The 12,194-nt window shown below is 67.2% G+C and carries 8 protein-coding genes; 4 read left to right on the forward strand and 4 right to left on the reverse strand.

Annotated features, from left to right (window positions below; all coding sequences use genetic code 11):
• Positions 1–224 precede the first annotated feature (224 nt).
• Complete coding sequence (locus tag KIH78_RS08435) at positions 225–1,352, forward strand: ABC transporter ATP-binding protein (protein ID WP_214314697.1); 1,128 nt, start codon at positions 225–227, stop codon at positions 1,350–1,352.
• Positions 1,353–1,623: 271 nt separating this feature from the next.
• Here KIH78_RS08435 and KIH78_RS08440 read toward each other — a convergent pair whose 3' ends face one another.
• Both KIH78_RS08440 and rlmB read right to left on the reverse strand, forming a co-directional pair.
• A complete protein-coding gene (locus KIH78_RS08440; RefSeq protein ID WP_219132001.1) occupies positions 1,624–3,027 on the reverse strand; it encodes a DUF4032 domain-containing protein in 1,404 nt (467 codons plus the stop codon).
• Positions 3,028–3,156: 129 nt separating this feature from the next.
• Entirely contained in the window at positions 3,157–4,173 is a 1,017-nt protein-coding gene (gene rlmB / locus KIH78_RS08445) for a 23S rRNA (guanosine(2251)-2'-O)-methyltransferase RlmB (RefSeq protein WP_214314699.1), read from the reverse strand.
• A 283-nt stretch (positions 4,174–4,456) separates the two neighbouring features.
• Here rlmB and KIH78_RS08450 point away from each other — a divergent pair, with 283 nt between their 5' ends.
• Positions 4,457–7,456: a cation-translocating P-type ATPase gene (locus KIH78_RS08450; protein ID WP_219132002.1), complete on the forward strand. Its 3,000-nt coding sequence runs from the start codon at positions 4,457–4,459 to the stop codon at positions 7,454–7,456.
• A gap of 208 nt (positions 7,457–7,664) precedes the next feature.
• Here KIH78_RS08450 and KIH78_RS08455 read toward each other — a convergent pair whose 3' ends face one another.
• The gene (locus tag KIH78_RS08455; protein ID WP_219132003.1) at positions 7,665–9,482 is read right to left on the reverse strand and encodes an FIVAR domain-containing protein; all 1,818 of its coding nucleotides are present in this window, start codon (positions 9,480–9,482) and stop codon (positions 7,665–7,667) included.
• A gap of 73 nt (positions 9,483–9,555) precedes the next feature.
• Positions 9,556–10,137 (reverse strand): dCTP deaminase, encoded by a 582-nt coding sequence (gene dcd, locus KIH78_RS08460; protein WP_214314705.1) that lies wholly within the window; start codon positions 10,135–10,137, stop codon positions 9,556–9,558.
• Between the two features lie 421 nt (positions 10,138–10,558).
• Here dcd and KIH78_RS08465 point away from each other — a divergent pair, with 421 nt between their 5' ends.
• Both KIH78_RS08465 and KIH78_RS08470 read left to right on the forward strand, forming a co-directional pair.
• Positions 10,559–11,431 (forward strand): hypothetical protein, encoded by an 873-nt coding sequence (locus KIH78_RS08465; protein WP_219132004.1) that lies wholly within the window; start codon positions 10,559–10,561, stop codon positions 11,429–11,431.
• Between the two features lie 10 nt (positions 11,432–11,441).
• Positions 11,442–12,122, forward strand: a complete 681-nt coding sequence (locus KIH78_RS08470) for an alpha/beta hydrolase (protein WP_219132005.1) — start codon at positions 11,442–11,444, stop codon at positions 12,120–12,122.
• Positions 12,123–12,194 lie beyond the last annotated feature (72 nt).

A 12,194-nucleotide genomic window follows, 5' to 3' on the forward strand; every position in this document is an offset into this window, starting at 1 on the left:
CTTTCTTTGACGGGCGGCGACATTCGTGTATAGTGTTCCACAGATTCCGAGCAGTGATGTGCGGAATCCGATAAGTAAACGCCGAGGTTTGCGGGTTGTCGGAGATTGCAGCGATGCGGTCGAGGGCGACGAACGAATCAAAGCACAGTAAAGAAACACAAAGCAGTAATCCCTTTACAACGGATCGTGAGGCACGTACCTGCCTCTGAAAGGATGAACAAACCATGGCTGAAGTCATTTTCGACCACGTCACTCGTATCTACCCGGGCAACGACAAGCCCTCCGTGGATGATCTGAACCTTGATATCAAGGATGGCGAGTTCCTCGTCCTCGTCGGCCCCTCCGGCTGTGGTAAGTCCACCACGCTGCGCATGCTGGCCGGCCTCGAAGAGGTCAACAAGGGCCGCATCCTCATCGGTGATAAGGACGTCACCACCATGCAGCCGAAGGACCGCGACATCGCCATGGTGTTCCAGAACTACGCGCTGTACCCGCACATGACCGTGGCCGACAACATGGGCTTCGCCCTGAAGATCGCCGGCACCCCGAAGGAGGAGATCCGCAAGCGCGTCGAAGAGGCCGCCAAGATCCTCGACCTCACCGAGTACCTCGACCGCAAGCCGAAGGCCCTCTCCGGTGGCCAGCGTCAGCGTGTCGCCATGGGCCGCGCCATCGTGCGTAAGCCGAAGGTCTTCCTCATGGATGAGCCGCTGTCCAACCTCGACGCCAAGCTCCGTGTCCAGACCCGTACGCAGATCGCCGCCCTCCAGCGTCAGCTGGGCGTCACCACCCTGTACGTGACCCACGACCAGACCGAGGCTCTGACGATGGGCGACCGCATCGCCGTCATCAAGCTCGGCATCCTGCAGCAGGTCGGCGCCCCGACCGAGCTGTACGATCGCCCGGCCAACGTCTTCGTCGCCGGCTTCATCGGCTCCCCGTCCATGAACATCAACGTCCACCCGGTCGTCAACGGCAAGGCCCAGATCGGTGAGGACACCGTGGACCTGCCGGCCGAGGCCGTCAACAAGCTCACCCCGGAGGACGGCGGCAAGATCGTCGTCGGCTTCCGTCCGGAGGACGCCTCCCTGGCCCCGTCCGACGACCCCAACGCCTTCTCCCTGAAGGTCGTGAACGTCGAGGATCTCGGCTCCGACGGCTACATCTACGGCAACATCATCACCGATGGCTCCGCCGCCGAGGAAGCCCAGGTCATGTCCGACCAGAACAAGCTCACCACGGTCCGTGTGAACCCGCGTGCGCTGCCGAAGGTCGGCCAGACCGTCAAGATCAAGATCGACCCGGCCAAGATGCACCTGTTCGCTCCGTCGACCGAGCTGCGTCTGAACTGATAACACTTGGCCGGACGGTTGTTGGCCCGGTCAACCATTAAACGAGACGTCTCTCTTCCTCTCTAATCGTCTCGTTGGAGAAGCCCCGCTCTGTCGCGGGGCTTCTTTTGTATGCACGTCGTTTGTATACACGTCATGCGTGCGGCTCCGATGCGCATGCGTATGCGAAGACCCCCGTGACGTCGTTACGGGGGTCTTCGCTATGGTCGGTCCGGCCGGGGCCCTTCGTCAGCGGGACATGCGCGGCTGGACCGCGGCCGAGACCGGATCGTCAGTGCGCCCAGACGGCCGCGTCCGGATCGAAGTCCGGATTGTAGCCGTCGTCATCGTTGTCGTAGTAGGTGGACTCGTCGTCGATGACGCCGGAATCCGCCTCCTCGAGCAGCGTGTCGATGTCCTTCTTGTCGAGCATCTGCTTCGGCAGCACGTCCTGGATGTAGCTGGTCACGGCCTCGCTCATCGGCACGTCATGGCCGGCCTTCTCCGCGAGGAACCAGCGGTGGGTGAGCACCTCGTGGAAGAACTGCGCCGGCTCGATCTGCGAACGGTACTTCGCCGGAATCGAACGCACGGTCGGCTCGAACACCTCGCGCATCCAATCGGTCGCCACGATCTCCAGATCCTCGCCGTCACGCCACGTGGAGGCGCGGTAGGCGTCGAGGTCGTTGAGCAGGCGACGCGCCTGGTTCTCCTGCACGTCGAGGCCGGTGAGGCGCAGCAGCTTGCGGTTCGCGTAGCCGGCGTCGACCACGCGCGGACGGACCAGCACGCGCTTGCCGCCCTCCTCGGTCTTCATCTCCAGCTCGTCCACGTCGAAGCCGAGCTCGTTGAGCTTGTTGACGCGCTTCTCGATCTTCCACATCTCGTCCGGGCCGAACTTGTCGGTGTCGGTCAGGGCGCTCCACAGCGAGTGGTAGCGCTCCACCAGGCGGTTGCCCACCTCGATCTCGTCCACGTCGCCGGGCAGCAGCTTGCCGGAGCTCAGATCCATGAGTTCGCCGATGATGTTCGTGCGCGCCAGGTCGATATCGTACTTGCGCTGGCCGTTGGTGAGGTTGACCTGCAGGTCGCCGGTCTCGGCGTCCACGAGGAACGCGGAGAACGCGTCGGCGTCGCGCAGGAACAGCACGTTCGACAGGGACACGTCGCCCCAGTAGAAGCCGGCCAGGTGCAGGCGCACCAGCAGCACGGCCAGCGCGTCGATGAGACGTTCGGCGGTGTCGTTCTGCAGGTTGCGCGCGAACAGGGCGCGGTACGGCAGCGAGAACTTGAGGTGCTTGGTCACCAGGATCGCCTCGAGCGGCTCGCCCTCCTTGCTGTGGCGGCCCGTCACCACGGCGATCGGGCGGACGGCCGGCAGTTCGAGCTTCTGCAGGCGGCGCAGGATCTCGTACTCGCGCTCGGCCATCTGACGGGTGATCTCCTTCATCGCGTACACCTCGTCGCCCACGTGCACGAAGCGCACCACGTGGCGGGAGATGCCTCGCGGCAGGTTGGCGAGCAGCTCGTCCGGCCAGGTGGCCAGCGGCTTGTGCCACGGCAGCGTGAACATCTTCGGGTTCGAGCTGGCTGCGGTGATCTTCAACGCCTGCGGCTCCGCCGTGGCGGCCGATTCGTCCGCGGCCTGCACCGACGTGGCCTTCGCCGCGCGAGGGTCCAACTGTGAAAGATTCATTGCGGATTGCATTGCCGATCCTTACACTTCCGGTTTTTCGTTACTGCTGTGTTCTGTGATGTCCGATGCCTCAGCGCATCGCGGCCGGTCCGCGCGCCTCCATGTGCGCGGACCGGCCGTGCGGTGGGGTCAGGACCGCTGCTCCTGTGCCTTCGCTGCGGCGATGGCCTTGCGTCGGGCCTCGGCCACGGCGTACAGGCTGATGCCCGCCGCCACGGATGCGTTGAGTGATTCGACCTGGCTGGAGATCGGGATGCCGGCGACGGCGTCGCACGTCTCGCGCACGAGACGGCTCACGCCCTTGCCTTCCGATCCGAGCACGACCACCAGCGGGTCGGTCTCGAAGCCGGTCCCGCCGACAAGGCTGCTGCCGCCGCCGTCCAGCGCCACCGCGTAGTAGCCGCGTTCCTTGAGGCTTTCGATGGCCTTCGTGAGGTTCACCACGCGGCACACCGGCAGGTGCGCGGCCGCTCCGGCCGACACCTTCCACGCCGCCGCGTTCACCGAGGCGGAACGACGCTCCGGCAGGATGACGCCGTTCGCGCCGAACGCGGCCGCGGAACGGATCACCGCGCCGAGGTTCTGCGGGTCGGTGACGCCGTCCAACGCGATGAACAGCGGACGCGCGGCGAGACGCGCGGCTTCGGAGTTCGCGGCCTCCATGGCCTTCGACCTGCGGTCCGCACGATCCGCCAGCTCGGCGAGCGAGGCGTACTGGTACGGCTCCACCTTGAGGATCACACCCTGATGGTTGCCGGAGCGGGCGATGCGGTCCATCTCCAGGCGATCGGCCTCGAGCATGTGCACGTTGTGCGTGCCGGCGAGCTTCACGATCTCGCGCGTGCGGTCGTCATGCTCGATGCGGGAGAGCACGTACAGCGTGGAGCTGGGCACGCCCACGCGCAGCGCCTCGAGCACGGAGTTGCGGCCGAACACCAGATCAGTGGTGTCCGCCGAGGCGAACTTGTCGACGCGACGGCGGGCCGCCAGCCGCGGATCGGCCATCCTGCGGCGTTCCGCCGCCTTCTTCGCCGCGTACGCCTTGTGGTAGACGCGGTCCTCGGCCTTGGGCGTCGGTCCCCTGCCGCGGAGCGCGTTGCGATGCTTGCCACCCGACCCCTTGGTCGGTCCTTTCTTCGTAACCATAAGGGCCATTGTCTCACAAGGCCCAACCTAAGGGAACATACGGGGAACGCGGGGTGCGGGCCGGTCGCCCGGCGGTTGATTCGGCGACCGTCCGGCGGCTTATTCGACAACGCGGCCCGCCATGTTTCGCCGGTGGGAATCGACCATGTGGAATAATGGCAACCGTATGCATCGGCGGCAGTCGCGCCGGTGCCCATAACCGCGCAGTCCGTCGCGCACCGGAGAGACAACCGGCAGACGAGAGACGGGCTGACTACTCCGCGGCTATACCAAGGAGAACACCATGGTTGATCAGAAGGATCAATCCGCAGCGCTCGCAACGAACGAGAGCGCCATATCAGAGGAAACCCGCGCCCAGCAGGCGCTGCTCAACGACATCGACCCGAGCCTGACCGACGCGGCCGCGGTCGCCAAGGCGCTGGATGTGGACCCGGCCCGGGGCCTGAGTTCGGCCGAGGCCAAGCGGCGTCTGGAACGTTTCGGCCCCAACGAGCTGGCCAGCGCGCCGCCCGTGCCCAAGTGGAAGAAGTTCCTGGCCCAGTTCCAGGACCCGCTCGTCTACCTGCTGCTCGCCGCCACCGTCATCTCCGTGATCGCGTGGTTCATCGAGCGTGGCCACGCGGGCGCCGAGGGCGGTGAGCCGCTCCCGTTCGACGCCCTCGTCATCGTCCTCATCCTCATCGTCAACGCCGTGCTCGGCTACATCCAGGAGGCGAAGGCCGAGGCCGCCGTCGAGGCGCTCGCCCAGATGACCGCGCCCCAGACGTCCGTGCTGCGTGACGGCAAGGTCGTGCGCACCAACACCGCCGACGTCGTCCCCGGCGACATCATCGTGCTCGCGGAAGGCGACTCCGTCTCCGCCGACGGCCGACTCGTCTCCGCCGCAAGCCTGCGCATCGCGGAGGCGAGCCTCACCGGCGAATCCGTGCCCGTCGGCAAGAAGCCGGACACGCTGCCCGAAGCCAAGGCGCTGGGCGACCGCACCAACATGATCTTCAACGGCACGTCCGTCACGCAGGGCACCGGCCGCGCCATCGTCACCGGCACCGGCATGAACACGCAGGTCGGCAAGATCGCCGACCTCCTGTCCGCCACCGACGACGAGCAGACGCCGCTGCAGAAGGAGATGGACTACGTCTCCAAGATTCTCGGCATCGCCGTGTGCATCATCGCGGCCGTCGTGCTCGCCGCCCTGGCCCTGCTTGAGGGCTTCCACACCACGCAGGACGTCATCGACTCCCTGCTGCTCGCCGTCTCCCTCGCCGTGGCCGCCGTGCCCGAGGGCCTGGCCGCCATCCTCACCGTCGTGCTCGCGCTCGGCGTGCAGCGCATGGCCATGCACAACGCCATCGTCAAGAAGCTGCACTCCGTCGAGACGCTCGGTTCCGCGTCCGTCATCTGCTCCGACAAGACCGGCACGCTCACCCGCAACGAGATGACCGTCGAACGCGTCGTCACCCCGAGCGGCGAAGTGCAGATCACCGGCACCGGCTACGCGCCGGAAGGCAAGATGGTCGCCGCGGACGGCTCCCCGCTCGCTGACAGCCCGGCCCTCAAGGCCGAGGCGCTCGCGACGCTCGCCGTCGGCACGCTCGCGAACGACGGCGACCTGCGCGAGGAGCACGGCACGTGGGAGATCGTCGGCGACCCCACCGAGGTGTCCCTCATCGTCGCCGCCCGCAAAACCGGCGCGATGAAGGGCTACGAACAGTTCGCGCGCGTCGCCGAAGTGCCGTTCACGTCGGAGCGCAAGCGCATGTCGATCATCGCGAAGGACGCCACCGAAGGCGGCAAGCTCACCGTATTCGCCAAGGGCGCGCCGGACGTGCTGCTCGGCTACTGCTCGCGCATCGCCGTCGGCGGACAGGTGCGTCCGCTCACCGAAGGCGACCGGCAGACCATCCTCGCCACCGTCGAACGCCTCTCCTCCGAGGCGTACCGCACGCTGGGCGAGGCGTACCGTCCGCTCGGCACCGCCAACCTGTCCGAGGTGCCCGGCGTGCGCGCCAACGCCGCCGGCCAGGTGACCGACATCGCCGACCAGTCCGAGGCAATCGAGACCGACCTCATCTGGAACGGCATGGTCGGCATCATCGACCCGCCGCGCACCGAGGTCCGCGACTCCGTGGCCGAAGCGCACCGCGCCGGCATCCGCGCCGTCATGATCACCGGCGACCACCCGCTTACCGCGGCCCGCATCGCCTCCGACCTCGGCATCATCGAGAAGGGCGGCAAGGCCCTCACCGGCGACCAGCTCGACGAGCTCGCCGCCCGCGACGCCGCGACCGGCGACGGCAAGGGCACGAAGGCGTTCGACAAGGCCACCTCCGAGGTGTCCGTGTACGCGCGCGTGGCGCCGGAACACAAGCTGCGCATCGTCGAATCGCTGCAGCGCCAAGGCAACATCGTCGCGATGACCGGCGACGGCGTCAACGACGCCCCGGCCGTCAAGACCGCCGACATCGGCGTCGCGATGGGCATCACCGGCACCGAGGTCACCAAGCAGAGCGCGAAGATGATTCTCGCCGACGACAACTTCTCCACCATCGTGGCCGCCGTGCGCGAAGGCCGCGTGATCTTCGACAACATCCGCAAGTTCCTGCGCTACCTGCTCTCGAGCAACGTGGGCGAGGTGTTCACCGTGTTCTTCGGCGTGGTGCTCGCTGGCTTCCTCGGCATCACCCAGCCGGGCACGCAGGGCGTCACCGTGCCGCTGCTCGCCACCCAGCTGCTGTGGATCAACCTGCTCACCGACGCCGCCCCGGCGCTCGCGATGGGCGTCGACCCGCAGACCGAGGACGTGATGAACCGCGGCCCGCGCAAGGTCACCGACCGCGTCATCGACGCCTCGATGTGGGGCGACATCATCTACATCGGCGTCATCATGGCCGCCGTCACGCTGATCGGCATGGACATGCACCTGGCCGGAGGCCTGTTCACCGACCGTTCCGTCGACGCGCTCGGCCATGAGGCGCAGATGGTCGAGGCCCGCACGATGGGCTTCACCATCCTCGTGTTCGCGCAGCTGTTCAACGCGATCGCCTCCCGCTCCCACGCGCAGTCCGCATTCGTGGGCCTGTTCTCGAACAAGTGGCTGTGGGGTGCGATCGGCCTGTCCGTGGTGCTGCAGCTCGTCGTGATCTACGTGCCGTTCCTCAACGGCGCGTTCGGCACGACCCCGCTCTCGCCGATGGCATGGCTCGAATGCATCGGTCTGGCCGCGTTCGTGCTCGTCGCCTCCGAGCTGCGCAAGTGCGTGCTGCGGGCGATGGCGCGCAAGTGAGCGCCCGGTGGTAGGGCCATCGCATAAGGGGGAGGTCCCATACGGCGTGTGCCGTATGGGACCTCCCCCTTTTCGTATGCGCGTTCGTTGGCATGCACGCTAAGCGTGCGATCTATGCGTGCGATTGCGGTTCGCGTGGTCCGACGCGATGCGGCCTGCGCGGGTGGGCAGGTGCCCGCGCAGGCCGCCCACCCGCGTCAACGCCGGCTCACTGGCCGTCGCTGTAGGTGGTGCCGCCGCCGTTGTCCGCGGTGCCGTCCGAAGTGCCGTCGCCGGACTGGTCCTGGCTGTCCTGCTGTTGCTGCTCCTCCTGCTGGCGGCGCTGCTCCTCCTCCTGCTGGCGCTGCAGTTCGGCCTGCTTGTCCGCTTCCTGCTTGGCGGTGATGGAGTTGTTCACGTTGTCGATGGCGGTCTGCAGCTGCGTCTTGGCGTTGGTGATGTCGTCGTCGGACGACTTCGAGTTGTTCACCACGTTGTTCGCGTTGGTGATGGCGGTCTGCAGCGCGGTGCGCGTGCTGTCGTCCTGCACCTGGCCGTCGGAGGAGGTGAGCAGGTTCTGCGCGCTGGAGATCGTGCTGTTGAGGTCGTTCTTCAGCGAATCGGTGGTCTTGGTGGTCTTGCTCTTGGTCACCGCGCTTTCGGCCTGCTTGAGGGTGTCGAGCTGGTCGTCGGCCTGCTTCTTGGCGTCCTTGAACTTCTGCACGTTCGTCTTGAGGTCCGACTGGCTCATGTCGGCGCTGCAGCTGGCGTCCGTGGTGATGGAGCCCGCGTCGGTGATGGCCTGGTTGAGGGTGGTGAGCGTGTTCACGTCGCTCACCTGCGTGGACGTGGTGCCGTCGGCGGTCTGCTTGGCCTTCGCCGCCTCGTCCGTCAGCGCCTTGGACGACTTCTCGTACTTCGACTTCGCGCTGTTGCACACCGCGACCGTCAGGTCGCCGCTGTTGGAGCGGAACCAGAGGACGCCGCCCACGATGAGCGCGATGACGACGATGACCGCCGCCACGATGCCGGCGATCTGTCCCTTGGACAGCTTGCGCTTGCCGCCGTTCTTGCCGTTGCCTTCGGCGCCGTCGCGTCCGTCGTCGTCGCCGTTGTTGGCGGAGTCGTCGTCCTCGTAGAAGTCCTCCGGGGCGATGGACGGCGGCATGGAGACCGGCTTCGCCGCGTTCTCCGCCGCGATCCGGTCCATCATGCCCGGCTGGAACACCTGGGTGGCCGCCTCGCTGGCGGCGGGCTCCGCCGGTTCGACGGTTGTGGGCATGGCGGTGGTGGCACCTTCCAGCGGGCTGAAGACGACAGTCTCGCCCGGCTGGGGGCCGGCGGCCGGTGCGGCCTGGGGCTGCTGCGGCGTCTGCGCCGGCGTGAACGCCATGGTGGGCTGGTCGGCCGGGGTGAACGCCTGCGTGGGCTGTTCCGTGGCGGGCGTCGGCGTGATGGCCTGCGTGGGCTGCGCGGCCTGCCGTTGTGCGGCGTCGTTCACCGCCTGGACGAAGTCCGGCACGAACGCCTGGGTCTCCTGGCCGGGGTCGGTGGTCGGTTGCGGGACCGGCACGGCCTGCGTGGCCTGTTCCTGCCGTTCCTGCGGCGTGGGCAGCGGTACCGGCGGCAGCGACGGCGTGGGCAGGGAGGCCGGAGCGGGAGCGGTCGGAGCGGTCATCGACGCCGGCACGACGGGCGTCGACGGAGCAACGGGAGTGACCGGCGTGACGGGAGTGACCGGTGTGACGGGGGAGGAGACGAAAGGCGACTGCGCGGACACGGCGCCGGGCATGTCGAACGACACGTCGAACTGCGGGGTGAATGCCTGCGTCGCCTGCGGATCCGTGCCGGCGGTCGGCGCGACGGGCGTGGGCTGGACGGCCGGCGTCACCGGTGACTGCTGCGCGGCGGCACCGGCTCCCGCGGACTGCTGCCAATCGGGCGTGAACGCCTGCGTGGCCTGCGGGTCGTCCCGCCCGGTCTTGTCCTGCGGGTTCTTGTTCTGGAAATCGAAGTGGAACTCACCCATCGTGGGGTCGGTCATCATGTCTCCTCAATGCTTGGAATGCGTGGCGGCGGCCCGTGCGACGGCCGCTGCGGCGGAATGCCGGTGGCGGCGGTCAGTCGTCGATGTGAGCGCGGTAGAAATTCACGTACGAACGGCTGGGGGTGGGCCCGCGCTGGCCCTGATAATGCGATCCCACGCCGTTGGAGCCGTACGGATGCTCGGCGGGGGAGCTGAGCTGGAAGAAGCACATCTGGCCGATCTTCATGCCCGGCCACAGCTTCACCGGCAGCGTCGAGACGTTGCTCAGCTCCAACGTGATATGCCCCTCGAAGCCCGGATCGATGAACCCGGCGGTGGAGTGGGTGAGGATGCCGAGACGGCCCAGCGAGCTCTTGCCCTCCAGACGGGCGGCGATCGTCGGATCGAGCTTGACATACTCCCACGTGGAGCCGAGGGCGAATTCGCCGGGATGCAGGATCCACGGCTCGTCCGGCTGCACTTCGAACTGCTCGGTGAGCGCACCCTGGTTCTCCGCCGGATCCACATACGTGTACGCGTGGTTGTTGAACAGGCGGAAGAAACGATCGAGACGCACGTCGATGGATGCGGGCTGCACCATCTCGGGGGTCCACGGCTCAAGCGAGATATGACCTTCGGCCTGCGCGGCCAGAATGTCGCGGTCGGACAGCAGCATGAACTCACCTCAACGAATCGATGGACGGGATACACCTAACCAGCCAGTCTAACGCCCACCCGGAACTATGGGCCCATCAGCTTCCCGGGATTCACGGGCCTCCCCGCATGCGGCGGGCGTCCGGGCGCCCGAGACTTTCAGGAAATCCACAGGCAACGGTGGAGGGAAGCACAGGAACGTATGGTTATCTAGGACATGTCGGCAAGAGCGCCGGCCCGGAGCGCAAGTTCCCGACAACTGAACCTTTCTTCTTCTCTCTCCTTTCTCTGGCCCCGGCGGTGACCCCGCCGGGGTTTTCCGTTTCCGCCATCGTCGCCTCCTCTCCATCGGACATTCATCCCGCAGACCTATGGAGGAACCGCGCCCCCGGGCTAGACTGGACGCGGAAGGCGATGTGGCATACGAACGAAGGGGACGATAGATGGCGGACGATTTCGACCACCTGGAAGACGACTACGAACAGGCCGGACGCGTGCCCGCACGCGGACGGACACGTCCTGCAACCGCATCGCCCGGCATCCGGCCCCACGAAACCATCTACCGCGTGGGAGAGCGGGCCGACACCGGCAGTCGCGTATGCTCCGCACTCGCCCTGCTCACCGGCCTCGGCTCCATCGCGCTGGGAGGCGCCTCCGCGGCCCACGAACTCGCCCCCGCCTACCTCGACCCGAACGGCACCGTCCCCGGACGGTTCATCGCCATCGCCTGCGCCACCCTCATCGGCGTGACCCTCATCCTCGTCATCGCGGCCAAAGCCAGCCGACCGCGCAACACGAGTCGCCGCGGCACCGGGGCGACGGGACTCGTCGCCATGTTCCTCGCCGTGCTGCTGCTCGCACTCGGCGTGGTCGTCGGCATCCTCTTTCCGGCCGGACTGATCCGTCCCGCCATGCGCGACGAAGCGCCGGTCGGCAGCGAGGACGGCATGCGGTACAGCATCGAACGCGTCACCGGAACCTGCGAAGGCGGCTGGACCGACGTGGACGTGCACGCCTACCCGGGCGTGCAGGTCGTGGCCGTCTGCCCCACCACGCGCGTGGCCTACGCGCTGTTCGAATCGGACACCGCCGCCGGACTGTACCGCACGCCGCTCGAGACGAAGGTCGTCGAACTGCTCGACGAGCACGCCGACGATACGCAGGCGCAGGGTGACTGGAGCCTCCTCGCCGGCGGCAGGTGGGTGGCGTTCGGCGGCAAGGACGCGATGACCCTGCTGGAACAGGAGTGGGGCGGCAAACTCGACACCGTCGGAACAACCGACACCACAGGCACGCAACAAGGCCAACAGGAATAGAGTGGACGCCATGAGCATCGACCTGACCATCGCCCAATACTCGCGGGGCGGCGGGGCCACCCACCCCACGCACCCGTTGTTCCTCTGCCTGCACGGCTGGGGATCGAACGAGATGGAGATGTCCGACCTCATGCGCCAGATCGCGCCGTACAACGACTACGCCTCCCTGCGCGGGCCCATCCGGCTGTCCGGCGGCGACGCGTTCTCGCCCGGCGCCTACGCATGGTTCACCGAACGCGTGCCCATGGGCGAGGACCTCGACCGCGATGCCTACGAGATGGCCCGGTCCATCGACCGGTGGGTCGGCAACAACCTCGCCGACGAACGCCAGGTCGTGCCGCTCGGCTTCTCTCAAGGAGGCCTGCTCGCCACGCACCTGCTGCGCGTCAACCCGCGCCGGTACTGCGCCGCCGTCTCCCTATCCGGCTATCTCGCGCCGGGGGCCGTGCCCGGCACCGCACCGGCCGACGGCATCCTCGACAACTACAACATCCCCGTCTTCTACACGTACGGCAAGAACGACGACGTCGTGCCCAAGTACGAGCTGTTCGCCGCGCAGGCATGGCTGAACGAGCACACGTGGCTCACCACGAAGAGCTATCGCGCGCTCGACCACAACGTGAGCCTCGAGGAGCTCACCGACCTGCGGCAGTGGCTGCTCGACCACGACATCACGTCCGGCATCCTGTGACGGGGGTGACGGCGTCGCGTGCGGTATCGCGGGCGGCGTCGCGGGCGGCCGGCGGACAACAAGTGGAAACCG

The sequence above is a fragment of the Bifidobacterium saguinibicoloris genome, from assembly GCF_019331725.1.
Taxonomy (GTDB): domain Bacteria; phylum Actinomycetota; class Actinomycetes; order Actinomycetales; family Bifidobacteriaceae; genus Bifidobacterium; species Bifidobacterium saguinibicoloris.

Coding starts and splice junctions, on each gene's coding strand:
- KIH78_RS08435 (WP_214314697.1), top strand. CDS start 225: ATGGCTGAAGTCATTTTCGACCACGTCACTCGTATCTACCCGGGCAAC.
- KIH78_RS08440 (WP_219132001.1), bottom strand. CDS start 3,027: ATGAATCTTTCACAGTTGGACCCTCGCGCGGCGAAGGCCACGTCGGTG.
- rlmB (WP_214314699.1), bottom strand. CDS start 4,173: ATGGTTACGAAGAAAGGACCGACCAAGGGGTCGGGTGGCAAGCATCGC.
- KIH78_RS08450 (WP_219132002.1), top strand. CDS start 4,457: ATGGTTGATCAGAAGGATCAATCCGCAGCGCTCGCAACGAACGAGAGC.
- KIH78_RS08455 (WP_219132003.1), bottom strand. CDS start 9,482: ATGATGACCGACCCCACGATGGGTGAGTTCCACTTCGATTTCCAGAAC.
- dcd (WP_214314705.1), bottom strand. CDS start 10,137: ATGCTGCTGTCCGACCGCGACATTCTGGCCGCGCAGGCCGAAGGTCAT.
- KIH78_RS08465 (WP_219132004.1), top strand. CDS start 10,559: ATGGCGGACGATTTCGACCACCTGGAAGACGACTACGAACAGGCCGGA.
- KIH78_RS08470 (WP_219132005.1), top strand. CDS start 11,442: ATGAGCATCGACCTGACCATCGCCCAATACTCGCGGGGCGGCGGGGCC.